General features: G+C 72.0%; 23 protein-coding genes. 9 read left to right on the top strand and 14 right to left on the bottom strand.

Annotated elements, in window-relative coordinates:
• Position 1 precedes the first annotated feature (1 nt).
• Together J2S46_RS22810 and J2S46_RS22805 are read left to right on the top strand one after the other, a co-directional pair.
• A complete protein-coding gene (locus tag J2S46_RS22810; RefSeq protein ID WP_073926629.1) occupies positions 2-775 on the top strand; it encodes a response regulator transcription factor in 774 nt (257 codons plus the stop codon).
• Positions 772-2,337, top strand: a complete 1,566-nt coding sequence (locus tag J2S46_RS22805; protein WP_229912805.1) for a HAMP domain-containing sensor histidine kinase — start codon at positions 772-774, stop codon at positions 2,335-2,337. Before J2S46_RS22810 ends, J2S46_RS22805 begins: the two co-directional genes overlap by 4 nt.
• An 81-nt stretch (positions 2,338-2,418) precedes the next feature.
• Here J2S46_RS22805 and J2S46_RS22800 read toward each other — a convergent pair whose 3' ends face one another.
• The gene (locus tag J2S46_RS22800) at positions 2,419-4,251 is read right to left on the bottom strand and encodes a bifunctional metallophosphatase/5'-nucleotidase (RefSeq protein ID WP_191290562.1); all 1,833 of its coding nucleotides are present in this window, start codon (positions 4,249-4,251) and stop codon (positions 2,419-2,421) included.
• A gap of 267 nt (positions 4,252-4,518) precedes the next feature.
• Here J2S46_RS22800 and J2S46_RS22795 point away from each other — a divergent pair, with 267 nt between their 5' ends.
• Positions 4,519-4,998, top strand: coding sequence for a hypothetical protein (locus J2S46_RS22795; protein WP_191290561.1), 480 nt, complete (start codon positions 4,519-4,521; stop codon positions 4,996-4,998).
• 21 nt (positions 4,999-5,019) lie between these two features.
• Here J2S46_RS22795 and J2S46_RS22790 read toward each other — a convergent pair whose 3' ends face one another.
• The 5 genes from J2S46_RS22790 to J2S46_RS22770 form a co-directional block, all read right to left on the bottom strand.
• On the bottom strand, positions 5,020-6,369 hold the full coding sequence (locus J2S46_RS22790; protein ID WP_073926631.1) for an ATP-binding protein: 1,350 nt from the start codon (positions 6,367-6,369) through the stop codon (positions 5,020-5,022).
• Positions 6,370-6,402: 33 nt separating this feature from the next.
• A complete protein-coding gene (locus tag J2S46_RS22785) occupies positions 6,403-7,977 on the bottom strand; it encodes an SCO6880 family protein (protein WP_191290560.1) in 1,575 nt (524 codons plus the stop codon).
• Between the two features lie 7 nt (positions 7,978-7,984).
• Positions 7,985-9,265, bottom strand: coding sequence for a hypothetical protein (locus J2S46_RS22780; RefSeq protein ID WP_229912804.1), 1,281 nt, complete (start codon positions 9,263-9,265; stop codon positions 7,985-7,987).
• Complete coding sequence (locus J2S46_RS22775; RefSeq protein ID WP_191290559.1) at positions 9,255-10,076, bottom strand: DUF8175 domain-containg protein; 822 nt, start codon at positions 10,074-10,076, stop codon at positions 9,255-9,257. The genes J2S46_RS22780 and J2S46_RS22775 overlap by 11 nt, the downstream gene beginning before the upstream one ends.
• A gap of 220 nt (positions 10,077-10,296) precedes the next feature.
• Positions 10,297-10,647: a DUF8827 family protein gene (locus tag J2S46_RS22770; RefSeq protein WP_073926635.1), complete on the bottom strand. Its 351-nt coding sequence runs from the start codon at positions 10,645-10,647 to the stop codon at positions 10,297-10,299.
• A gap of 248 nt (positions 10,648-10,895) precedes the next feature.
• Between J2S46_RS22770 and J2S46_RS22765 the strand changes: the two genes are divergently transcribed.
• Positions 10,896-12,038 carry a C40 family peptidase gene (locus J2S46_RS22765; protein WP_191290558.1) on the top strand — a complete coding sequence of 381 codons (1,143 nt, stop codon included), beginning with the start codon at positions 10,896-10,898 and terminating at the stop codon, positions 12,036-12,038.
• Positions 12,039-12,227: 189 nt separating this feature from the next.
• On the top strand, positions 12,228-12,941 hold the full coding sequence (locus tag J2S46_RS22760; RefSeq protein WP_191290717.1) for a phosphatase PAP2 family protein: 714 nt from the start codon (positions 12,228-12,230) through the stop codon (positions 12,939-12,941).
• Between the two features lie 158 nt (positions 12,942-13,099).
• Here the strand turns inward: J2S46_RS22760 and J2S46_RS22755 are convergent, their stop codons facing one another.
• Positions 13,100-13,294 (bottom strand): hypothetical protein, encoded by a 195-nt coding sequence (locus tag J2S46_RS22755; protein ID WP_191290735.1) that lies wholly within the window; start codon positions 13,292-13,294, stop codon positions 13,100-13,102.
• Between the two features lie 164 nt (positions 13,295-13,458).
• Here J2S46_RS22755 and J2S46_RS22750 point away from each other — a divergent pair, with 164 nt between their 5' ends.
• Both J2S46_RS22750 and J2S46_RS22745 read left to right on the top strand, forming a co-directional pair.
• Positions 13,459-14,331 carry an SCO4651 family lipoprotein gene (locus tag J2S46_RS22750; protein WP_191290557.1) on the top strand — a complete coding sequence of 291 codons (873 nt, stop codon included), beginning with the start codon at positions 13,459-13,461 and terminating at the stop codon, positions 14,329-14,331.
• Between the two features lie 242 nt (positions 14,332-14,573).
• Complete coding sequence (locus tag J2S46_RS22745) at positions 14,574-14,903, top strand: hypothetical protein (RefSeq protein ID WP_191290734.1); 330 nt, start codon at positions 14,574-14,576, stop codon at positions 14,901-14,903.
• An 86-nt stretch (positions 14,904-14,989) separates the two neighbouring features.
• Here the strand turns inward: J2S46_RS22745 and J2S46_RS22740 are convergent, their stop codons facing one another.
• Positions 14,990-15,337 (bottom strand): metal-sensitive transcriptional regulator, encoded by a 348-nt coding sequence (locus tag J2S46_RS22740; RefSeq protein WP_229912803.1) that lies wholly within the window; start codon positions 15,335-15,337, stop codon positions 14,990-14,992.
• Positions 15,338-15,743: 406 nt separating this feature from the next.
• On the opposite strand from J2S46_RS22740, the gene J2S46_RS22735 reads away from it, so the two are divergent.
• Both J2S46_RS22735 and J2S46_RS22730 read left to right on the top strand, forming a co-directional pair.
• Positions 15,744-16,364 carry a DUF47 domain-containing protein gene (locus J2S46_RS22735; protein ID WP_073926641.1) on the top strand — a complete coding sequence of 207 codons (621 nt, stop codon included), beginning with the start codon at positions 15,744-15,746 and terminating at the stop codon, positions 16,362-16,364.
• A 5-nt stretch (positions 16,365-16,369) separates the two neighbouring features.
• Positions 16,370-17,365 carry an inorganic phosphate transporter gene (locus J2S46_RS22730; RefSeq protein WP_191290555.1) on the top strand — a complete coding sequence of 332 codons (996 nt, stop codon included), beginning with the start codon at positions 16,370-16,372 and terminating at the stop codon, positions 17,363-17,365.
• Between the two features lie 160 nt (positions 17,366-17,525).
• Here the strand turns inward: J2S46_RS22730 and pstB are convergent, their stop codons facing one another.
• The 6 genes from pstB to J2S46_RS22700 all read right to left on the bottom strand — a co-directional run bounded on the left by pstB (position 17,526) and on the right by J2S46_RS22700 (position 23,882).
• Positions 17,526-18,302, bottom strand: a complete 777-nt coding sequence (gene pstB / locus J2S46_RS22725) for a phosphate ABC transporter ATP-binding protein PstB (protein ID WP_073926643.1) — start codon at positions 18,300-18,302, stop codon at positions 17,526-17,528.
• 44 nt (positions 18,303-18,346) lie between these two features.
• Positions 18,347-19,420 carry a phosphate ABC transporter permease PstA gene (gene pstA / locus J2S46_RS22720; RefSeq protein ID WP_191290554.1) on the bottom strand — a complete coding sequence of 358 codons (1,074 nt, stop codon included), beginning with the start codon at positions 19,418-19,420 and terminating at the stop codon, positions 18,347-18,349.
• Complete coding sequence (pstC, locus tag J2S46_RS22715; RefSeq protein ID WP_191290553.1) at positions 19,417-20,397, bottom strand: phosphate ABC transporter permease subunit PstC; 981 nt, start codon at positions 20,395-20,397, stop codon at positions 19,417-19,419. Before pstC ends, pstA begins: the two co-directional genes overlap by 4 nt.
• 146 nt (positions 20,398-20,543) lie before the next feature.
• Positions 20,544-21,674, bottom strand: a complete 1,131-nt coding sequence (gene pstS, locus J2S46_RS22710) for a phosphate ABC transporter substrate-binding protein PstS (protein ID WP_191290552.1) — start codon at positions 21,672-21,674, stop codon at positions 20,544-20,546.
• A gap of 363 nt (positions 21,675-22,037) precedes the next feature.
• A complete protein-coding gene (locus J2S46_RS22705; protein ID WP_370882325.1) occupies positions 22,038-22,463 on the bottom strand; it encodes an NUDIX hydrolase in 426 nt (141 codons plus the stop codon).
• A gap of 330 nt (positions 22,464-22,793) precedes the next feature.
• Complete coding sequence (locus J2S46_RS22700; RefSeq protein ID WP_229912802.1) at positions 22,794-23,882, bottom strand: CHAD domain-containing protein; 1,089 nt, start codon at positions 23,880-23,882, stop codon at positions 22,794-22,796.
• Positions 23,883-23,926 lie beyond the last annotated feature (44 nt).

The following is a 23,926-nucleotide window of genomic DNA, read 5'->3' as shown; positions in this document are numbered from 1 at the left end:
CATGACTCCCCCCGCCGACGACCGCACCGCCGCCGAGGCCGGGTCCTCCCCCGCCCGCCTCCTCGTTGTCGACGACGAGCCGGCCCTGCGAGACGCGCTGGAGAGCAGCCTCGCCTTCGAGGGCTACGAGGTCTCCACCGCCACCGACGGCTACGAGGCCCTCGACGCCGTGGAACGGGACAAGCCCGACCTCGTCCTGCTGGACATCATGATGCCGCGGATGGACGGCCTCACCGCCGTCCGCCGGATGCGCTCGCGCGGCGACACCGCCCCCGTCCTGATGCTCACCGCCCGCGACGCCGTCGGCGACCGCGTCACCGGCCTCGACGTCGGCGCCGACGACTACCTCGCCAAGCCCTTCGAGCTCGACGAACTGCTCGCCCGCGTCCGTGCCCTGCTCCGGCGCAACGCCCTCGCCACCGAGGCCGCCGCCCGCGCCGTCGTCGCCGAGGACGACAGTGAGGTGATGGCCTTCGCCGACCTGCGGATGAACACCGCCACCCGCGAGGTCACCCGCGACGGCAGGCCCGTCGAACTCACCCGCACCGAGTTCATGCTGCTGGAGATGTTCCTCTCCCACCCGCGCCAGGTGCTCACCCGGGAGCAGATCCTCAAGGCCGTCTGGGGGTTCGACTTCGAACCGTCCTCCAACTCGCTCGACGTGTACGTGATGTACCTGCGCCGCAAGACCGAGCAGGGCGGCATGCCCCGGCTCATCCAGACCGTCCGCGGCGTCGGCTACGCCCTGCGGCCGGCCGCCGGCGTCGCTGCGTGAGCGAGCCCACGGCCTCCGCGGCGCACCCCGCGCCACCGGCGCCGCCGCTGGTCCACCCGCCACGGCGGACGCTGCGGCGGCGGCTGGCGCAGTGGTACCGGGGTCGCTCGCTGCGCAGCCGGCTGGCGGCGCTCACCGCGCTCGCGGTGGCGGTCGCGATCGCGCTGTCGGCGCTGGCGTGCTGGTTCATCGTCGAGCAGAAGCTGTACCAGCAGGTCCAGGACAACCTTTCCCGCGCCATGGAACCGCGGCCTGCCTGGGTCGACAACAGTCGCCGGTCCTTCACGCTGGGCTCCTGCGAGAAGACCGCTGCGGCGGCCCAGGCGAGTGCGGAAACCGCACGCGAGAACGAGCCGCCTCTTCCAGGGGGCGGGCAGCCCGGGGGTGACAGCCAGGTGAGCAATCAGCTCTACAGCGCCAACGGCCAGATCTGCCTCACGGTGAACTCAGCCCCCAAGGCCGTCAACGTCGAGACCTCCGACCTCGAAGCGGCCAGCCTCCCCCGTGGCAAGTACACCTTCCGCGACGGAACCTACGTCGACGGGACACCCGCCAGGATTCGGCTGAGTGGCGTCACCGATCCGAACGGCAAGCAGTATGCCGGGCTCACCGCCGTTCCCGTCGACACCGTGCAGGACTCGCTGAACCAACTGGCGCTCTTCCTGGGTGTGGTCGCCGCCCTCGGCGTGGTCGGCGCCGGCCTCACCGGCCGCCTGATCGCCCGCTCCGCGCTCAAGCCCGTCGACGACCTCACCGACGTGGTCGAGCACATCGCCCGGACCGAGGAGGTCGGCACCACCATCCCGGTGACCGGCAACGACGAGATCGCCCGGCTCTCCACCTCGTTCAACTCGATGAGCACCGCGCTGGCCAACTCCCGTGACCGGCAGACCCGGTTGATCGCCGACGCCGGGCACGAGCTGCGCACCCCGCTCACCTCGCTGCGGACCAACGTCGACCTGCTGATCCGCAGCAACGACACCGGCCGGCCGCTGCCGGAAGCGACCCGGACCAAGCTGCTCGGGAACATGAAGGCGCAGATGCAGGAACTCACCCTGCTGATCGGCGACCTGCTCCAGCTCTCCCGCCCGGACTCCCCCAAGCCCGGCCAGAACGTGGCCGTGGTCGCCCTGCACGAGATCGCCGGCCGCGCCGTCGACCGGGCCCGGCTGCGCGGCCCCGGCCTGGTCTTCGAGCTGGACATCGCCCCCTGGTACGTCCACGGGGACGGTGCGGCGCTGGAGCGCGCGGTGATCAACCTGCTGGACAACGCGGTGAAGTACAGCCCGCCCGGCGGCGTGGTCGACGTACGGCTGCACGAGGGCCTGCTGACCGTCCGGGACCACGGGCCCGGCATCCCGCAGGACGAGCTGCAGTACGTCTTCGACCGGTTCTGGCGCTCGCCGTCCTCGCGCCAGCTGCCGGGCTCGGGCCTCGGCCTGTCGATCGTCGCGCAGTCCGTCCGGGACGCGGGCGGCGAGGTCTCGCTCGGCCCGGCCAGGGACGGCGGACCGGGCGCGCAGGCCACCGTCCGGCTGCCGGGCGAGCCCGGAGCGCCCTGACCGCGGCCCCGCCGGCGGCCGCCGAACGACGGACGGGCGGGGTGCCCGGAGGCACCCCGCCCGTCCGTCCGCGCAGGTGGGTCAGTCGATGTCGGTACCCGGGCCGATGATGGTGATCCGGTCCTGGGCCGGCACCGCCAGCGGGGCGGCCGCGGAGCTGTTGGCCCCGAGGTACGCCGCGAAGAGGTCCAGGTCGGAGGCGCCGACCAGCTTGTCCGTGCCGGCCGCGAAGGCCGGGAAGCCGTCGCCGCCGCCGGCCAGGAACTCGTTGGCCGCGACGCGGTAGCTCGCCGCCGGGTCGATCGGGGCGCCGTTCAGCTTGACGCTGTCGACGACCACGCGGGCCGCACCGGTCTTGCGCATGTCCAGGGTGTAGGTGAAGCCCTTGGAGTTCTGCAGGATCTTCGGCGCGGCGTCGTTGAGGCCGCTCACCTGCTGCTGGAGCAGCTGCACGACCTGAGCCCCGGTCAGCGTCTTGACCTGCATCATGTTGGTGAACGGCTGGACGGTGAACGCCTCGCCGTAGGTCACCACCCCGTCGCCCTCGGTCCCGGACGCCTTGTAGACCAGGTCCGAGCGGATGCCGCCGGGGTTCATGAACGCGATCTGCGCGCCGCCCTTGTCGGCGGGGGCGAGGCCGGCCAGCTGGGCGTCGGCGATCACGTCACCGAGCGGCTTCTCCAGCGCGCTGCTGCCGCGGCCGTTGACGTCCGCCGGGATGTAGCCCAGCGGGCGGCCGGCGATCGGCGCGGCCAGCGCCGAGTAGTGCGCGATCAGGGCCGTCATGTCCGGCGCCTTCTCCAGGGTGCGCCGCACCACGTGGTTCTCGGCCTTCACCGACGGGCGCACGATGGTGCCGGTGGTCTTGTCGAGCTGCAGGTCGATCTCGGTGTACAGCCGGCCGAAGGAGGCCGCGCTGGTCACCGAACGCGGCACGCCCTGCGGGTCCGGGATGGTGCAGGCGTACGCGTTGTGGGTGTGGCCGGTGACGATCGCGCCGATGGCCGGGTCGAGCTGCTTGGCGATGTCGACGATCGGCCCGGAGATGCCCTGGCCGGCCGCGCCGCAGTCGTAGTTGTAGACCGAGCTGGCCGGGAAGCCGCCCTCGTGGATCAGCGCGACGATCGAGTTGACGCCCTGCTTCTTCAGCTCCGCGGCGTACTTGTTGATCGTCTCGACCTCGTCACCGAACTTGAGGCCCTTGACGCCCTCGGCGGTGACGATGTTCGGCGTGCCCTCCAGGGTGGCGCCGATGAAACCGATCTTCACGCCCTGGGACTTGGTCACCCAGTACGGGGCCAGGATCGGCTTGCCGGTCTTCTCGTTGGTGACGTTGGCCGCGAGGTAGTTGAAGTTGGCGCCCTTGAACTTGCGCCCCGCCTCGTAGCAGCCGTCGACCGGGTGGCAGCCGCCGTTCTGAAGGCGCAGCAGCTCCTTGGCGCCCTCGTCGAACTCGTGGTTGCCGACCGCGGTGACGTCCAGGCCGAGCTTGTCCATCGCCTCGATGGTCGGCTCGTCGTGGAACAGGGCCGAGGTCAGCGGGCTGGCGCCGACGATGTCACCGGCCGCGACCGTGATCGAGTCGTCGGCGGGGATCCGGGCCTGGCGCAGCGCGGTGGCGAGGTACTCGATGCCGCCCGCGGGGGTGGCGACCTCCTTGCCGGTGGCCGGGTCGATCTCCTTGACCGTCCCGGAGGAGCCCGCCGGGGCCTCCAGGTTGCCGTGGAAGTCGTTGATGGCCAGCAGCTGGAGGTTGGCCAGCTTGTGACGGTCCGCCGCCTGGGCGGCACTCGGCACCATCAAGGTGCCGAACAGGCCGGCGGCCGCGACGACGGCCAGCGCCGCGCGGCGGTATCTGACGTTCCTGGACCCGCTGTTCGGCAGGTCACTACCGGTGCGACCGGCATTGGGCATGAGGGTTCCCCTGCACCTGGAGGGCCCCGCGGTGGGCGGGGCCGGGCTGGCGGCAATGTTGCTCGTGACCTGTGCAGCCTAGAGTCAACGCGCGTAGCTGTCAGGACCCTGGACGTAACGAGAGGGTTTCCTGTTGCCGACCGGTAGGTGCCTTCACAGCTTCGGCACCCGTGGAAGCTGAGTACACGCACTCAGGTGCGGGGCTCGACAGGGGCGTTACCGTGGTGCCCCGAGCGCGGACCGTACGACGAGAGATGGGCAGCCGCCATGAACCCGACCGGACCGACCCCGGCAGCGACCACCACGCCCGCCCGCACCGGCCCGTGGCTGCCGGGCGGCCTCGCCGTCCTCTGGGGCCTGCCCGGCCTCGGCCTGCTGGGGTACTCCGTCCGCACCCTGGCCCAGTTCCTCGGCGGCACGGACGGGAACGGGGAGTTCGGCGCCGAGGGCCAGGTCTCGCTGATCCTGATCACGCTCTTCACGGCGGCGGTAGCCGTCCCCGCCCTGATCCTCGCCACGCTGTGCACGGTGGCCTGCGTCCGGCTCCGGCGGGGCCGGCCCGGCTCCGAGGCCATGGTGTTCGCCGTCGGCCTGGCCAGCGTGGTCGGCGCCGTCGGGGCCGCCGGCTGGACCAACTGGTGGCCCCACCACGGCTGGATCCAGGCCCTCCTGGTCGCCGCCGGCCTGCTCGGCGCGATCGCCGCCGCCACCGCCCGGCCATCCCGCCGGACTCCCGCCACCCGCTGAACCCGCCCCGGGGGCGCGGCCTCAGACCCCCGGCTCGGCGGCCAGCTGCCGCTCGGCCCTGACCCGCTCCGCGACCGCGTCCTCCGTCATCGCGCGGTCGGTGTACACCAGCGGACGCTCCGCCTCGGTGATGATGTGCTTCACCACCTGCACGTTGCCGTTGACGTCCCACACCGCGATGCCGGGCGACAGGGTCGGAATGATCTCCACCGCCCAGCGCGGCAGCCCCAGCACCCGGCCGGTGGCTCTCGCCTCGTCGGCCTTCTGCATGTAGACCGTCCGGGTCGAGGCCATCTTGAGGATCGCCGAGGCCTCCTTCGCCGCCGCGCCGTCCACCACGTCGGAAAGGTGGTGGACCACCGCCACGAAGGACAGGCCGAGCCGCCGGCCGAACTTCAGCAGCCGCTGGAACAGCTGCGCCACGAACGGGCTGTTGATGATGTGCCAGGCCTCTTCGACCAGGAAGATCCGCTTCTTCCGGTCCGGCCGGATCCAGGTGTGCTCCAGCCACACCCCCACGATCGCCATCAGGATCGGCATCGCGATCGAGTTCCGGTCGATGTGCGACAGGTCGAAGACGATCAGCGGCGCGTCCAGGTCGATCCCGTCCGTGGTCGACCCGTCGAACATCCCCCGCAGGTCGCCGTCGACCAGCCGGTCCAGCACCAGCGCCACGTCCAGACCCCAGGCCTGCACCTCCTGGACCCCCACGCCCAGCGACTCCACCGAGGAAAGGTCAGGGCTGCGCAGCGTGTTGATGATGTCGTCAAGCACCGGCTGGCGGCCGGTCACCGTCGCCAGCACATGGGCGTGCGCGGCCTTCAGCGCGAAGCCGGCCCGCTCCTCCAGCCCGCGCCCCATCGCCACCTCGATGATGGTGCGCAGCAGCGACAACTGCCCGGTCGTGGTGATCGCCGGGTCCAGCGGGTTCAGCTTCACCCCGCCGTCACGGGCCGCCATCGGGTCCAGCCGGATGGACTTTATGCCGAGCGCGTTGGCGATCAGGTTCCACTCGCCGACGCCGTCCTCGCCCTGCGCGTCGAGCACCACGACCTGCCGGTCCCGGAACCTCAACTGGCGCAGCACGTACGTCTTCTCCAGCGCCGACTTGCCGTTGCCGGACTCCCCCAGCACCAGCCAGTGCGGCGCCGGCAGCTGCTGCCCGTACAGCTGGAACGGGTCGTAGACGTACCCCTTGCCGCTGTACACCTCCCGGCCGATGATCACGCCGGAGTCACCCAGGCCCGGCGCGGCGGTCGGCAGATAGACCGCCTGCGCCTGCCCGGTGGAGGTCCGCACGGGCAGCCGGGTGGTCTCCACCTTGCCGAACATCAGGCTGGTGAACGAGTCGGTGAGATTGCCGATTGCCATGGCGGGCCTGCCTCCGGAGGGTCGGTACGTGGATCAGCGGCGGATGCCCGTGGCGAACGGGAGGGTGTTGACGAACGCCCGGTGGTGCTCGCGGTCGCACCACTCCAGCTTGAGGTAGCTCTTGCCCGCCGACGCCCGGATGGTCCGCTTGTCCCGGGCCAGCGCCTCCGGATTGCGTGCGGACACCGTGATGTACCCCACCAGGTTCACCCCGGCCGCGCCCGAGGCGAGGTCGTCGCCGCGCTGGTCGACCCGGCCGGTGTGGGCCAGGTCCCGCGGGTCGACCGTGCGGTTCATCTTGGCGGCGCGGCTCGCCTCCGCCTCGTCGTTGGTCTTCTCGGTCAGCATCCGCTCGATCGCCACGTCGGTCGGCTCCAGGTCCATCGTGACCGCCACCGTACGGATCACGTCCGGCGTGTGGACCAGCAGCGGAGCCAGGAAGTTGACCCCCACCGGCGTCAGCGGCCACTCCTTGATCCAGGCCGTCGCGTGGCACCACGGCTCCCGGGTCACCGACTCCCGGGTCTTCGCGGTCAGGTACTGCGGATGCGTGGCGTCCAGCTCGGCCGGCCACGCGTTGCGGCGCGACATCGCCTGGATGTGGTCGATCGGGTGGTCCGGGTCGTACATCGAGTGCAGCAGCGAGGAGAGCCGGGCCTGGCCCAACGGCTGCCGGACCCGGATGTCGGCCTCCGCCAGCCGGGCGCAGATGTCGGTCAGCTCGCGCGCCATCACCGCCGCCAGGCCCTCGTCGTCCCGGGCGCGCCTGCCGGTGGCCGTGCGGCCCATCGCGTGCGCCTCGGCCGCCAGGTCACGGGTGTAGTGCATGCAGGCCACCAGGTACGCCCGGTGCTGCTCCGAGGAGGTCGACACCATCGACTGCAGCTGGTCGTACGAGTCCTGCAGCCAGCGCGGGGCGTCGTGGTCACCACGACGCTCGACGTCCTTGGCGTGCGCGTCCGGGTCGGCCGGCAGGGTCCGGGCCAGGATCTGCAGCCGGGTCACGAAGCCGTCCCCGTTGGCGACGTGCTTCAGCAGCGTGCCGAAGCGGTCGACCAGCGCCTCCTGGTCCTCCGAGTCCCGCAGCCCGACCCCGGGGCCCTCGATCTCGATCGCGGCCGTCACCGTCCGCCGCTCCAGGTGCATCAGCACCCCGACCTCGTCCGGCCCGAACGGCGCCGACAGCCAGCGCAGGCGTCCCACCCCCGGCGGCGGCCCGACCTCGACCTCCCGGCCGTCCAGCCGGGTGCCCGCGTCGATCACGTCTGACTTCCAGAGCCCGCGCCCGCTGCGCGCCGTCCGCCGGTAGGTGCGGTTGATCTCCACCCACTTGTAGAAGGTCCGGCGCCGGTACGGCACGTAGACCGCCATGATCGCCAGCAGGGGCAGCCCGACCAGCCCCGCGATCCGCAACGGGAGGATCGGCATCAGCAGCCCCCAGAGCATCCCGAGGAAGGCCCCGAAGATGATCAGGACGATCTCGCCGGACTCCCGGTTGCGGCCGATCGGCGCGTTCGGGCGGGCCTTGCCGATCAGATAGGTGCGGCGCTGGTGCACGTACGCCTGGCCGTACTGACCACCGTACTGGCCGAGCTGGTCGCTGCTCACTTACCCGTCACCCTCCCTTCGCTGGATTGCTGTCGCGACTCGGAGCCGGCGGCCCCGCCTGCTGCGGCGGCGCCGCGGTACGGGAACCGTGCGCCGCGATGCCCGGCGCCACGGACCCGCCGCCGGCTGCGGCGGAGGCGTTGGCCGCCTGCGGGCCGCCCCGGGAGCCGTGGGCGCTGATGCCCTGCTTCACCAGGTTGGCCGGACCGTTGATCATCGCCGAGCCCGCCGAGACGGCGCCGGCCCGGGCGTTGCGCATGTTCACCATCTCGTCGCCGAAGCCCGGCACGAAGCGGTAGACCGCAGCGCTCGCGAAGATCGACAGGAACAGGATCGCCAGCCCCGACAGCACCCGCGCGAAGTCGTCCGTCGCCCCCGCCCCGCTGGCCACCGCCCCGGCCAGGCCCAGGATGATCACGATGATCGGCTTCGCCAGGTCCACCGCCACCATCAGGCCGGCCCAGCGGCGGACGTGCTTCCACAACTGCTTGTCGACCAGCCCGGCGTAGACCGCCGTCCCGAGCAGCGCACCCACGTACAGCATCGCGGCGCGGATCAGCAGCTCGATCCAGAGCACCGCCGCGGCCAGCACGGCCACCAGCGACACGATGATCAGGATCAGCGGGCCGCCGCCCATGTCACCCTTCTCCAGGGTGTCGGCGAAGCCGCCGAGATAGGTGCCGGTGTCCGACTTGGTACCGACCGCGATCGCCTTGGTGAGCCCGTCCGTCGCGCTGACCACGGTGAACAGGATCAGCGGCGTGAAGGCGGAGGCCACCACCGTCAGCCAGAGGAACCCGATCGCCTCCCCGATGGCGGTCGCCAGCGGGGCCCCGCGGACGGCCCGCTTGGTGACGGCCAGCAGCCACAGCACCAGCGTGATGATCGTCGAACCGGCGAAGACCACCGCGTACTGCTGCAGGAACGACGCGTTGGTGAAGTCCACCTGCGTCGTCCCGTCGATCGCGCTCGACAGCTTGCGCACCACCCAGGCGGCGGCCTGCGCGCACCCCTTGGCGAGCGAACCGAGGGGGTCGGTGACGCTGCCGACGGTGCCGCTGCCGGGGAGGCCGGCGCCGCCGCCGGGCTTGTCGACGCAGAGGATGCCGTTGCCAGAGATCGGCAGGTCGGGGCAGTTCGACGCATTCGCCGACGGCGAGGGCGACGGCGAGGGCTCCGCGAAGACCCGCTGAGCGGTCAGCAGGGCGGCGAGCTGGACCGCCGCGAAGGCGCCGGCCAGGACGCCGGCCCGGCGCAGGCGGGGGGAGGCGGGGCGGTCAGCGGGCATAGCGGAACCCCCCGAACTGCTGGACAGCACCGGTGATCTCCTCGGCGGTAGCGGCCTGTTGGTCGCCCGGCACCGGGGCTGGGCCCTGCCGGCTGGTGAAGTCGACGAGCTTCCAGTCCCCGCCCGTCCAGCGCAGGCTGAGGGTCAGGGTGTACCAGTTCTGGACGACCGGCAGGGTGGAGCGTTCCCCGGCGAGGCCGGTGAGGCCGGTGGACCAGACCTCGACCTTGGCGTCGCTCTCGGTGTGGCTGACCGACTTGGTGCCCACCGGGACGGTGCGGCTGACGAAGGTGAGGCCCTTGGGGGCCTTGCCCTGGGCGTCCAGGCCGTAGCGGGCGGCGGTGTCGCCGCCGAACCCCTGGTCCAGCCGGCCCTGCAACCCCGCGAGGGCCGCCGGGTCCGCGATGGTGGCCACTATGGTGTGCCGGGCCTCGGTGCGGAACATCTCGGCGGAGCCGATCGCGACGGCGTAGTTGGCGGCCGCCGACTGGGCGCCCTGGTCGGTGTGCGGGAAGCCGTTGGCGATGCCGTTGCTGGTGGTGCTGACGGGCTGTTCGCCGCTGGGCCCGGGGCCGGCGCCGCCGGGGGCGGCGGAGGCCGCGGCGCGGTCGGCGGAGGGCGGTGCGGCCGGGTCCGGGTCGGCCTTGCCGCGGTTGGCGACCGAGATGGCCAGGACCAGCAGGGTGACGACCACGAGGACGGTCAGCAGGGTCCGCACCGGTCGGGCCTGGCGCCCGTTCGGCTGGTAGGAGGACTGTTCGGCGACCGGTAGCCGCGTACGGGTGTGCGGCTGGTCGTCGGACAACGGCACGGCGGCCCTCCTGGTGCGGGGAGCCGGTTGGCGGCTCCGTTGGGCCCCTCCGGCCCGGCGGGCCGCCTGCCCGTGGGCGGGCGGCGGGCGCGGGCGAGGAGGGCGGGGTGGATTCCTGGCGGGGGTCCTGGCGGTCCCCCGGCCGGGCTGCTGCCGGCTGCCTGCGGCCGGACGTGCTCCCCGCGGCCGGCGGGCCGGCCGGCGGGACGCTGTCCGTTCGTCAGATGGCCATACCGTAGACAATGGTGAACAGGGTGCCCAGCGATCCGATGATGAACACGCCGGTCAGCCCGGCGATGATCAGCCCCTTGCCCTGTTCGGCACCGAAGGAGTCGCGCATCGCGGTGGCGCCGATCCGCTGCTTGGCCGCGCCCCAGACCGCGAGGGCGAGACAGGCCAGGATGGCCACGGCCATGACGACCTCCACCATCACGCGGGCCTCGGAGCCGAGCGTGGCGAAGGGCCCCCAGTCCGGGGCGATCCCTCCGATGATGGTGTCGATATTGGCCTTTTTGGGTGGGTCCTCGGCCAGGTGGCCGATCGCGATACTGTCCACGCTGCTCAGGTTCATTTCCATCTCACCGCCCGATCAGGCAAATTCAAGGCCCATGACCCCACCTGCGCGAAGGGCCGGTACCTATTCTTGGCCAGATCTGATGTCGACTTGGCTGCTTCTCGCGGATTGGTCGTGAGGCATGGGACACGTACGCCAGGATGTCCACCGTACGAAGGATAGCGCTCACTCTTTGTATCTCTGATGATTGCGGTGAGCAACGCCTTCCGGGACACTTCGACTGACGACTCGTCGGGATGGTGCTGATGGTACTCCGGAAGGCCGGTACGGCCGCCGCTGCTACGGGAGTTGTGCTGGCCGGGTTCGTCGGGCTGGTGACCTTCGGGACGTATGCCGCGAGCGGTACGCCGCAGCATCAGGGTTCGCGGGCCGCACTCTCCGCCGGCACCGTCCCGGCCGCCTACCAGGGGCTGATCCAGGAGTGGGGCTCGCTCTGCCCGGAGATCTCTCCGCCGATGCTGGCGGCGCAGCTCTATCAGGAGAGCGGTTTCGATCCGTCAGCGCGGAGTCCGGCCAAGGCCTATGGGATGGCGCAATTCCTGGAGAGCACCTGGGCGACGTACGGGGTGGATGCCAACAAGGACGGCAAGAAGGACATCTGGGACCCGGCCGACGCAATCGCCTCCGCGGCGACTTACGACTGCGCGCTGGCCCGGGAGGTCTCCAAGGTGCCCGGGGACGGGCAGGCCAACCTGCTGGCCGCCTACAACGCGGGCCCGTACGCGGTGATCAAGTACGGCGGGGTGCCGCCGTACGCGGAGACCCAGGGGTACGTGCGGAACATCTCGACGCTGGCCCGCAGCTTCACCGCGCCGACCGCCGCGGTGGAGGTCTCGCAGCAGGCCGCCGGCGCGATCTACTTCGCGCAGAACGTGCTGGGCACGCCCTATCTGTGGGGCGGCGAGGGCCTGCCCTCGCAGGGCGGCCGGTTCGACTGCTCCGGGCTCACCCAGGCCGCGTACGCCTCGGTGGGGATCACGCTGCCCCGGGTCGCCAACGACCAGTGGTACGCCGGCCCGCACCCGTCGCGCGACCAGCTCCGGCCGGGCGACCTGGTGTTCTGGGCCACCGACCTGAACGACCCGCGCAGCATCCACCACGTCGGGATCTACGTCGGCGGCGGCTACATGATCGACGCGCCGCACACCGGCGCGGTGATCCGCTACGACAAGATCGACACCAAGGAGTACATCGGCGCCACCCGGGTCACCTCGGACGGCGCCAACGCCCTGCCGGTCCGCGGCGCGGACGGCAGCATCACCGGTTCGGGCGGGCCGGGTGCCGGCGGCCAGGCGCCCGCCGGCACCCCCGCCACCACGCCCGCGGCGAGCCCGCCCGCGCGGGCCGCCGCCGCGGGCGGTTCGGGTCAAACGCCGGCAAAGACCTGAGCCCGGGCGGCGCCCCGGGTGTGAGCGCACGGTGGACGGCGAGTCAAGTTTCCATAACCCTGCGTCCCCGTGGAACCCTGTGTGCCTGCGGTGACGTTGTGTCCGGTGGTTCTGTGTCAGCTTCCTGAGCTGGGCCGACCCCGGCCGGGACCGCAGGTTCAGCGGAGCAGAAGGAGGTGCGGCGTGCCGATGCCACTTGCCGACACGAGCGACCCCGATCTCGGTCTGCTCTACGCCGTCAACGGGCTGGCCAAGTCCTCGCCCGGCTGGCTGGACTCGCTGGTCTCCTGGATCGGCGAGTACGGCATCCTGCTCGGGCTGGCCGCGCTGTGCCTCACCGGTTGGTTGCAGGCCCGCCGCCGCCCGGACGCCCCGGTGGCCGTCGCCGGCCTGCTCTGGGCGCCGCTCGCGGTGACCGTCGCCGAGCTGGCCAACCTCCCGATCGCGGCGATCGTGAACCGGCCGCGCCCCTTCGTCGACCACGCCGGGCTGGACGTCCTGGTGGCCGGCAAGGAGGGCACCCACTCCTTCGTCAGCGACCACTCGACGATGTCGATGGGCATCGCGGTGGCGCTCTTCCTGGTCAACCGCCGGCTCGGCTGGATCGCCGGCGGCCTGGCGCTGCTGCAGGGCTTCTGCCGGATGTTCATGGGCGTCCACTACCCGACGGACGTGATCGGCGGCTTCGCGCTGGCGACCGCGGTGGTGCTGCTGCTGGCGCCGATCGCGATGGCCGTGCTGGTGCCGCTCTGCCACGCGGTGGCCCGGACCGCGGCCGCCCCGCTGGTCGTGGCGGGCGGGCGGCGGACGGGTGCCCCGAAGGGCGGCGGCCGGCGGCGCCGGGCCGTCCCGGGTCAGGTCCGCGCCGAGGATCCGCCCCGGGAGCCCGATCTCGCCGCCTGAGGGCCGCTCGCGGGGCCCGGGGGACCCGTGGTCCCCCGGCCCGCCGGGAGGGCCGCCAGGCGGCTCCCACGGCTTCCGGGACGGCTCGGTGCCCGGAAGCCCCGGGACGGCTCCGCGCGCCGGTGTCCGGGTGCTGGGTGGGCTGGGTGCCCGGGAGGTCACGTCCCCTGGTCGGCGCCGCTCTCCTCCAGGTGTTCGGCGGCCTCGCGTCTGGCGAGGTCCCGGGAGCGCCGGGCGGGCCGGGACCAGCCGCAGCTGCAGTTGGCGAAGCAGAAGGAGCCGCGCTCGGTGATCTCCACGCGGTGGCCGGGCATCTGGGCTGTGCCGGGGGAGACCGGCAGCTCACTGTGCACGTGGCTCACCGTAACGCGCCCGCACCCCGGCGCGCGACGTTCCGGGTGCGCCGGGTCGTGCGTAACCCCTCGGGGCCCAACTCGTTTGTCCGGAAAGAGCTCTGCCCATCGGGGGTGGCGCTTGCCGGGCGCTCGGGCCCGAGGGGGTTGTCGCGAGAATGAAGATGCCGAACCAGAGCCAGCTGCTTCCGCACGTCCGGTCCGCGGCCCGGGCGGTGGTGCTCGCCGCCGCCCTCACCGGCCTCGCGGCCTGCTCGGGCGGGTCCGGCGGGGCGGACCACCGGCAGGACAGCTCGGCCGACCAGCTGGCCGCCGATCCGCTGACGGCCGTGCGCGGCGCCGCGGACATCACCGGCCGGACGGGCTCCGCCCGCGCGGTCACCGAGCTGGTCACCGAGTCGGCCGACAAGAAGGCCGTGTTCACCGGCGCCGGCGGCTACGACTACGTGAAGCGGATCGGCCGGCTGGAGGTGGCGGTGCCGCCGGGGGCCGCGACCACCGGGAAGATCGTCGAGGTGGTCCTGCCGGGCGTCGTCTACCTGCAGAACAGCGGGGCGAAGGTGCCGGCCGGCAAGTGGGTCAAGCTGGACGTCCGCCAGCTGCCCGACGGGAACCTGGTGTCGAGCGGCGCCACCGACCCGGCCGGCGCCGCCGGGGCGCTGCGCGGGGCGCAGAAGGCCGAGCTGGTCGGCGGCGAGACGGTCGACGGGGTGGCCCTGAAGCACTACCGGGGCACGCTGGACCTGGCCAAGGCCGCCGAGGCCACCGGCGGGCGCGGGGCCGACGGCCTGCGGATGGCCGCCCAGACCTTCACGGTCAAGGAGGTCCCCTACGAGGTCTGGCTGGACGGTCAGGGCCGGCTGCACAAGGTGGTCGAGGTGTTCTCGTTCGCCGGCGTGGCCGGTTCGAAGGAGGCCAAGGACCAGGTCAAGGTCACCTCCACCACCTCGCTGAGCGACTTCGGCAAGGCGGTGGACGCCGCGGAGCCGGCCGCCGCGGACATCTGGTCGATGAACGCGACCGAGCCCCCGAAGTGACGGGCCGGGCCGGCCGGCCGCAGGTGGCCCGGTCGGCGCGGGAAGCAGCACGGGAAGAGCGGCCCACCCGTTTCGGCCGCACCAAGATGGCCCGTCCGTGCCATGTGGCCGGACTCCGAAATGCCTAGGCTGGACGGCGGGTGACTGCCGCGCCCCCGGCCCGCGGGCCGGGCGGAGGTCCCCTCGGCCGAAGGCCGGGGGAGCGCCCCAGGGGCAAGCAGGGCGCTGAAGGGGTGGTGCAGGTGGTGTCGACCTCGGGCGGCCGCGACGGCGGTCATGACCACACGGCCCTCGACGAGATCGAGCTGGCCGGCGAACTGATGATCGCCGCGACGTCCTCGGCCGGCGACCGCCTGCCGACCGAGCGCATCGACGAGGTCCTGCTGGACCGCCCGGACCAGCCCGAAGCGGTCCACCGACCGGACGCGCACCGCCCGGACCAGCACCGGCCGGCCGCCCACCGGCCCCGCACGCACCCGCACGGGACGGCCCAGGCTCCGGACGGCGCGGCCCGGGCCGTGCCACGGCCCGGCGGCCCCGCTCCCACGGAAGCCCGGCCCACGGAAGCCTGACCCGAGGACGAAGCTGACCCGGGGCCCCCGGAGAGCCCCGGCAGCCCCTCCCGTTCGGGCCGCCTCCGAGCGCGGCACCCCGCCGGTCAGCTGCGCAGCAGCCGGCCGATCGCAGCGGTGGCCTCGGCGACCTTGGCCTCCAGCTCCGCGCCGCCCTCCTCGGCGGCGGCCGCGACGCAGTGCCGCAGGTGCTCCTCCAGCAGCGAGAGCGCGAAGGACTGCAGGGCCTTGGTGCTGGCGGAGACCTGGGTGAGCACGTCGATGCAGTAGGTGTCCTCGTCGACCATCCGCTGCAGGCCGCGGATCTGGCCCTCGATCCGGCGCAGGCGTTTGAGGTGGGCGTCCTTCTGTTCGCTGTAGCCGTGCGGGCCCGCGTGCGGGTGCGCGGCCGGCCCGGCCTGGGCGCCGGCCTCGTGGGTTTCGGTCGTGGTCATCCGGCCCGCCTTCGTCATGGGTGGCTCTGGGTGGTCGCTCGCAGCCCTCGGAGTACCTGCCCCGGGGTACTCCCCCGGCCGGCCGCCGGGGAATCCCGCCCGGCCGGGGCCGGGAACGGCGGAAGGCTGGGATCCCGTCAGCTTCCAGTGTCCAACACCCGCGGGCGCGGTGGTGTTCCTCCGGACGGGCGGCGGCCCGGATCTCCGGGTGCACGGAGGGGGCAATACCGGCGAGGTTCCGTCAGACTGGGCTCGCTTCCGTACACGGGCGTACGGGTCGGCTCCTCAGGTGCACGGACGTTCCGGAACAGGAGGTTCCGATTCCCCGCCCGTCACCCCGTTTGCGTGGTTCCGGCCGCTTGCGCCTAGCATCGTTCAGTCCCTACCCCGCACATCGGAGATTTCCGTGCGTTTTAGCCTGACCCCGAAGGAGACGAGCTTCTACGACATGTTCTCCGCAGCCGCGGAGAACCTCGTCGTGGGATCCAAGCTCCTGCTGGAACTGCTGGGTTCAGACGTGTCGGCCCGCGCGGAGATCGTCGAGCGCATGCGCGCCGCCGAGCACGCGGGTGACGACACCACCCACGCGGTGTTCCACCAGCTGAACTCCTCCTTCATCACGCCCTTCGACCGCGAGGACATCTACAACCTCGCCTCGTCGCTGGACGACATCATGGACTTCATGGAGGAGGCCGTCGACCTGGTCGTCCTCTACGACATCCAGACCCTCCCCAAGGGCATCGAGCAGCAGATCGAGGTGCTCGCCCGGGCCGCCGAGCTGACCGCCGAGGCGATGCCGAACCTGCGGAGCATGTCGAACCTGACCGAGTACTGGATCGAGGTCAACCGGCTGGAGAACCAGGCGGACCAGATCCACCGCAAGCTGCTCGCGCACCTGTTCAGCGGCCAGTACGAGGCCATCGAGGTGCTGAAGCTGAAGCAGGTCGTGGACGTCCTCGAAGAGGCGGCCGACGCCTTCGAGCACGTCGCCAACACGGTGGAGACCATCGCGGTCAAGGAGTCCTGACCAGCGTGGACATGGCAGCACTCATCGCCGTCATCGGCGTGGCCTTCTTCTTCACGTACACCAACGGCTTCCACGACTCGGCGAACGCCATCGCCACCTCGGTCTCCACCCGGGCGCTCACCCCGCGGGCGGCGCTGGCGATGGCCGCGGTGATGAACCTGGCCGGTGCCTTCCTGGGCAGCGGGGTCGCGCACACCGTGTCCAGCGGGATCATCGAGACCCCGACCGGCAGCCAGGGCATGATGATCCTGTTCGGCGCCCTGGTCGGTGCGATCACCTGGAACCTGACCACCTGGTACTTCGGTCTGCCGTCCTCTTCCTCGCACGCGCTGTTCGGCGGCATGGTGGGCGCGGCGCTGGCCGGCGGCACGGGGGTGATCTGGAGCGGCGTCGTCGACAAGATCATCATCCCGATGTTCGTCTCGCCGGTCGTCGGCCTGGTCTGCGGCTACCTGGTGATGCTGGCCATCCTGTGGATCTTCCGCAAGGCCAACCCGCACAAGGCCAAGCGCAACTTCCGGGTCGCCCAGACCGCCTCGGCCGCCGCCATGGCCCTCGCGCACGGTCTGCAGGACGCCCAGAAGACCATGGGCATCGTGGTGCTGGCGCTCACCATCTCCGGCCAGCAGACCACCCAGGACATCCCGGTCTGGGTGAAGATCTCCTGCGCCACCATGCTCTCGCTGGGCACCTACGCGGGCGGCTGGCGGATCATGCGGACGCTCGGCCGCAAGATCATCGAGCTGGACCCGCCGCAGGGCTTCGCCGCCGAGAGCACCGCGGCGACGATCATGTACATCACCTCGTACGTGTTCAAGGCGCCGATCTCCACCACTCACGTGATCACCTCGGCGATCATGGGCGTGGGCGCCACCAAGCGGATCCGCGCGGTGCGCTGGGGCGTCGCCAAGAACATCGTGCTCGGCTGGTTCATCACCATGCCGGCGGCCGCCCTGGTGGCCGCGCTGGTCTACTGGATCGTCGACCTGATCTTCGGCTGACCCTCCCGCTCCCCCGCGCTCCGCGCGGGGCGAGGGACGACAGGGCCCGCCCCCACATCTCGGGGGCGGGCCCTGTCCCTTACTTCGCGGCGGCACCGCCATGCAGCACCGCGAAGCAGCCATTCTCTCGTCCTCCGCCGGGCGGCGGGGGCTCCGGCGACTAGCCGAAGCGGCCCGAGATGTAGTCCTCGGTCGCCTGCACGGACGGGTTGGAGAAGATCCGCTGGGTGTCGTCCAGCTCGACCAGCTTGCCGGGCTGGCCAACACCGGCCAGGTTGAAGAACGCGGTGCGGTCGCTGACCCGCGCGGCCTGCTGCATGTTGTGCGTCACGATCACGATGGTGAACTGCGACTTCAGCTCGCCGATCAGGTCCTCGACCGCGAGGGTGGAGATCGGGTCCAGGGCCGAGCAGGGCTCGTCCATCAGCAGGACCTGCGGCTCGACCGCGATGGCGCGGGCGATGCAGAGGCGCTGCTGCTGGCCGCCGGAGAGGCCCGCGCCCGGCTTGTTCAGACGGGTGTGGACCTCGTTCCAGAGGTTGGCGCCCTTGAGGGACTTCTCCACCACGTCGTCCAGCACGGACTTCTTCTTCACGCCGGCGAGCTTGAGCCCGGCCGCGACGTTGTCGTAGATCGACATGGTCGGGAAGGGGTTCGGGCGCTGGAAGACCATGCCGACCGTACGGCGTACGGCCACCGGGTCGACGTTCTGGCCGTACAGGTTGTCGTCGTCCAGCATCACCTTGCCCTCGACCCGGGCACCGGGGATCACCTCGTGCATCCGGTTCAGGGTGCGCAGGAAGGTGGACTTGCCACAGCCGGAGGGGCCGATGAAGGCCGTCACCGAGCGGGGCTCGACGGTCATCGAGATGTCCTCGATGGCCTTGGTGTTTCCGTAGTAGGCGGACAGTCCGCTGACGTCGATGCGCTTGGCCATGATCGTTCGTCTTCTCTCGTCTTCGGTCTACGTCAGTCGGTCCGTCAGTGCCCGGTCTTGGGCGAGCGCCAACGCGCGATACCGCGGGCGATGAGGTTGAGCCCCATCACGAAGGCGATCAGCACCAGCGCGGCGCCCCAGGCCCGGGCGTACCCGAAGTCGTTGTTCACCTGGGCGTACTGCTGCCAGATGTACATCGGCAGCGACTGCTGGGGGTCCTGGAACGGGTTGTTGTTGATGATGTCGGCACCGAACACCAGCATCAGCACCGGCGCGGTCTCCCCGGTGATGCGCGCGACGGCGAGCATCACACCGGTGGTGATTCCGCCGATCGCGGTGGGGATGACGATCCGCAGGATGGTCTTCCAGCGGGGCACGCCGAGCGCGTACGAGGCCTCGCGCAGCTCGTTCGGGACGAGCTTGAGCATCTCCTCGGTGGAGCGCACGACCACCGGCATCATCAGGATGGCCAGCGCGAGGCTGCCCGCGAAACCGGAGTACGAGAACCCGAGGCCCAGGATCCAGACGGAGAGGATGAACAGGCCGGCGACGATGGACGGGATGCCGGTCATGACGTCGACGAAGAAGGTGACGGTCTTGGCGAGCCGGCCGCGGCCGTACTCCACCAGGTAGACCGCGGTGAGCAGGCCGAGCGGCGCGGCGATCAGGGTGGCCAGCGCGACCTGCTGCAGGGTGCCGATCAGCGCGTGGTAGATGCCGCCGCCGGGACCGGAGGACAGCACGCCCTTCATCGAGTGGGTGAGGAAGTGCGCGTCGACCACGGCGATGCCCTGCTGGACCGTGTAGAAGGTCAGCGCGGCGAGCGGCACGACGGCCGCCACGAAGGCGACCCACACCACCGAGGTGGCCAGGCGGTCCTTGGCCTGCCGGCGGCCCTCGATCCGGGCCGACAGCGCGTAACTGACGACCACGAACAGGGCGGCCGCGATCAGGCCCCACTGCAGGTGGCTGGCGAGGCCGAAGCCGGCGCCGATCCCGCAGCCGACGGCGATCGAGGCCGCGGCGACGGCGGCCGGCGCCCACCGGGGCAGCCGGGCGGTGGTGAGGTTGCGGCGCAGCTGCGGAACGGCCGACGCGGCGGTGGTCACGGCGCTCATGCGTTGGCCCCCGAGTACTCCTTGCGGCGCGCGACGATCAGTCGGGCGGCGCCGTTCACCAGCAGGGTGATCACGAACAGGACGAGGCCGGAGGCCATCAGCGCGTCGCGGCCGAAGGGGCCGGCCTCGTTGAACTTCAGCGCGATGTTCTGCGCGAAGGTGCCGCCGCCCGGGTCGAGCAGGTGCAGCGAGAGCACGCTGTTCGAGGAGAGCACGACGGCCACCGCGATGGTCTCGCCCAGCGCGCGGCCGAGGCCGAGCATGGAGGCCGAGATGATGCCGGGCCGGCCGAACGGCAGGACGGCGGTGCGGACCATCTCCCAGCGGGTCGCGCCGAGCGCGAGCGCCGCCTCCTCGTGCATCCGCGGGACCTGCCGGAAGACCTCACGGGTGACGGCCGTGATGATCGGCAGGATCATGATCGCGAGCAGGATGCCGACGGTGAACAGGGTGCGCGGCGTGGTGCCCGCGCGGGTCTGGTCGAAGACGTACGTCCAGCCGAGGTACTCGTCCATCCAGCTGGTCAGGCCGTCCAGGTGCGGGACGAGGAACAGCGCGCCCCAGAGGCCGTAGACGATGCTCGGCACGGCGGCCAGCAGGTCCACCAGGTAGGCGAACGGCTGGGCGATCCTCCGCGGCGCGTAGTGCGAGATGAAGAGCGCGATGCCGATGGCGACCGGCACGGCGATCGCCATCGCGATCACGGCGCTGACGATGGTGCCGAAGGCCAGGACGGCGATGCCGAAGACGGGCTTCTGGGCATCCGGCGTCCACTCGAAGGTGGTGAAGAAGTTGCCCTCGTTCTTGGTGAGGGCCAGGGCCGAGCGGTAGGCCAGGAATCCCGCGATGGCGGCCATGATGACCAGCAGCAGGATGCCCGCTCCCCGGGCGGCGTTGAAGAAGATCTTGTCGCCGAGCTGACTGCTCTTGCGCCTGCGTACCCTGCCTCGCGCATCGGCAGGGAGGGATGAAGTCATTGGTCTACTCCGGTCTGGTGGCGCTGCCCCGCGGGGGGCGGCACCATGGCGGCGGTGCCCCGGACGTGCTTCTGGCGTGTGCTGCCCGGTGGGGGCGGCCCCGGCCCCCCTGGCTCTTCGGGGCCGCCCCACCGGTGGTGGGAGGGTCAGGCCAGGGTCGGGATGACGGCCTGGACCTTCGACGCGAGCTCCTTCGGCAGCGGGACGTAGCCGGTGCTGCCGATGGCCTTCTGGCCGTTGTCGCTGGCCGCGTAGGTGAGGAAGGACTTCAGGGTCTCGAGCGTGTCGGCCTTGTTGCCCTTGTCGCAGACGATCTCGTAGGTGACCAGGACGAGCGGGTAGGAGCCCTCTTCCTTGGTCGCGTAGTCGAGGGTCAGCGCCAGGTCGCTGCCGGTGCCGGCGATCTTCGCCTTGGCGAAGGTGGTGGCGGCGTTGTCGGCGGTGGCCTCGACCGGCTTGCTGGCGCCGGTGTTGATGGCGGCGCTCTTCAGGCTGTTGGTCTGGGCGAAGGAGAGCTCGACGTAGCTGATCGAGTTCTTGACCTGCTTCACCTGGGCCGCGAGGCCCGCGCTGCCGCTGGCCGACTGGCCGCCCTTGCCGGCCCAGGTCTTGCTGGACGGGTAGGACCAGGCGCCGCCCGAGGCCTTGGCGAAGTACTTGGTCAGGTTGTCCGTGGTGCCCGAGTCGTCCGAGCGGTGGAAGGCCTGGATGTCGGCGGCCGGCAGGGTCACGCCCGGGTTGAGGGCGGCGATGGCCGGGTCGTTCCACTTGGTGATCTGCGAGTCGAAGATCTTCGCGGTGGTGGGGCCGTCCAGCGTCAGCTTGTCGACGCCGTCGACGTTGAAGACGATCGAGATCAGGCCCGCGACCATCGGCAGGTTGATGCCCTGGCCGCCGGTGCAGACGGCCTTGGTGGCGTCGACCTCGGCCGGCTTCAGCGCGGAGTCGGAGCCGGCGAACTGGACCTTGCCCTGGGTGAACTGCTGCACACCGGCGCCCGAGCCGCCGCCGCTGTAGTTGACCGAGGAGCCGGCGCAGGCGTTGCCGAAGTTGGTCTTCCAGACGTCGATCGCGTTGCCCTGCGCGGTGGAACCCGCGGCCACCAGGGCACCCGCCTTGCCGCACGCGATGGCGGCGGCAGCCGGAGCGCTCGTACCGGCGGCGCCGGCGCCGCCGGTGTTGTCGTCCGAGCCGCAGGCGGCGAGCGACAGCGAGCTGACGAGCGCCATGGCACCGACGACGAGGGCCTTGGAGCGGCCGTTCCGCTGGAGCTTCACAGGGTGTCCCTTTCTGTGGCATTGCCGACGCCGGTCGCATCCGGACGCTGAGCGTCCGGTGACTGAGGATGGCGCGGGTTTTGCTGTGGTCCGGGGCCCGTTCGGCCCTCCGGTAATCCAGAAGTTAGGACGGGTAGGTGACGCGTCAGCCGGTCGTAAGTGAACGGAGAGTGAACCTCGAACGGATGGCAGGAAACAGCGTCAGGTAGTAACGGTTGCGTCACGGGGAGGGCGCGGAGAGATCACTCGGACGGGTGAACCCGGATGCCGCACGCCCGCCCGCGTCCGCGCCCTGCGGCCGGCCCGGCGGCGGCCCGCACACCGTCTTCACGACGGCTCCGGCCCGGGCGGCCGCCGGGGCGGTCAGCCCTTCGGCAGCGGACGGGCGCCGAGGACCTCCAGCAGCGCGTCCACCAGGACCCGGTCCCGGTCGTGGGTCAGCCGGGCCCTGGCCTTGCGGGCCGGCAGCCACTCCAACCGGTCGACCTCACGGTTGGGGGTGAAAGCACCTCCGACCGGCACCGCCGCCCAGTACCGGACCTCCTTGGGGCGCCCCTGCGCCAGGTAGTGCTGGGCGGGCAGCTCCGCGCCGAGCACGCAGCGCAGGCCGGTCTCCTCCTCGACCTCCCGCAGGGCCGCCTGGACGAGGCTCTCGCCCGGGTCCAGCTTGCCCTTGGGCAGGCTCCAGTCGTCGTACTTCGGCCGGTGGATCAGCGCGATCCTGGGCCGGCCGAGGCCCTTCTTCTTCTGCCGCCCCGGCAGCCAGAGCACCGCGCCGGCCGCCAGGATCGTCCGCCCTCGGGCGGCCCCGGACGGAGCGGAGGACGCCGCGGAGGCCGCCGGGCCGGCCCGGCGGCGGGACGGCTCGGCGGCCTCCGGCGGGGCGGTCCGCGGCCGGCCGGGGCCGCCCTGCTTCTTCGCCTCCCGCAGCCGGCGCCGCTGCCCGGCGTCCCGGCTACCGGTCTCCCGGCTCCCGCCGGTCCTGAGGTCGGTGCCCCGGAGGTCGCCGCGGGCGTCGGTGTCCCGCCCGGCGGCCGACGGCCGGCCGGTCGCGCTCATCCGGGCCGGCCCCTTGGCGCGGTCGTCCTTGTCCTGCTTGCCGCTCAGGCGGTTGCCCATTCATGCCATCCGTGACGCTGGGGGCACCTCTCCTCCGGCCGGGTGGCTTGGAGGTACCCCCGAGCCGGCGAGGCTGGGGGCGAGGTCCGGCCACTGCAGGCCGAACGCGTACCGTGCCGCCTCGACCTCCAGTCGTTGATCAGCATGCACCACGCCGAGCACGTAGGCCGTGGCCGGGGTGATCCGCGGGGTCCGCGCCGCGGTGGCCGCGGTCACGGCGGCGTCGGAGGCCTCCTGGTGGCGGCCGAGCGTCCGGTCCAGCTCGTCGAGGGCCTGGACGGGCCGGGCCGACACCTCCAGGGCGTACCGGGCCCGCTTGACCAGGATCCGCACCCGGTGCCAGGGCGCGTCGTCGGCGGCCAGCACCGCGTCGGCGTCCAGGACTCCCCGGGCGGCCGGGACGGTGCCGAGCCGGCGCAGGCCGTCGCCGCCGTACGGGGTGGAGGCGCGGTGCAGCGGCAGCAGCCGGGCGCCGGCGTCGAGCGCGCCGAGGGCGGCGCCCGCCTGCGGGAGCAGGCTGTCCCCCGGTCCGCCGACGGCCTGCGAGCGCAGCGGCACCTCGCCGACCAGCAGGGTCATCCGGTCGGCGAGCGCGTGCAAGCGGGCCGACCGGAGTTCCTGCAGCACGGTGGAGTGCGCGCGGGTCCGGGCCAGGGTCAGCTGGCGGTCCAGCAGGGCCCTGGCCTTGGGCGCGCCGGCGTGGCCGGCCAGCATGCCCGGCCCCTCGGCGTCGGCGGCGCTCAACGAGTCGAGGGCGCCGAGCAGCCGGGTGGAGCGCCGCAGGTAACCGGGCTCCTGGGCGAGCAGGTTCAGCAGCCAACGCAGCTCGGCCCGGGACTCCTGGGCCCAGGTCGGCTCGAACGACGCCGCGAAGGTGTGCAGCACGCCGCCGATCCGCCGGACCGCCCGGAGCAGGTCCGCGGTGCCCGCCGAGGGGTGCAGGACGGCGCCCGGTCTGGAGCCGACCTCGCCGACCGCCTGCGGCAGGGCGCGCAGAAACGCACCGGCCTGGGCGGTGAGATGGCGGGAGAGGATCTCCCCGGCGGTCGCGGTGGACGACCCCGAGGCCGTCATCGGCACATCGGTCATGGCGTAGGTGAATCCCCGTCCCCCCGGGGGACCCTCCCCCGGGG

The organism is Kitasatospora herbaricolor (genome assembly GCF_030813695.1).
Lineage (GTDB): Bacteria > Actinomycetota > Actinomycetes > Streptomycetales > Streptomycetaceae > Kitasatospora > Kitasatospora herbaricolor.
The sequence above is the reverse complement of the archived record's forward strand: the minus strand, read 5'-3'. Positions and strand labels throughout refer to the sequence as shown.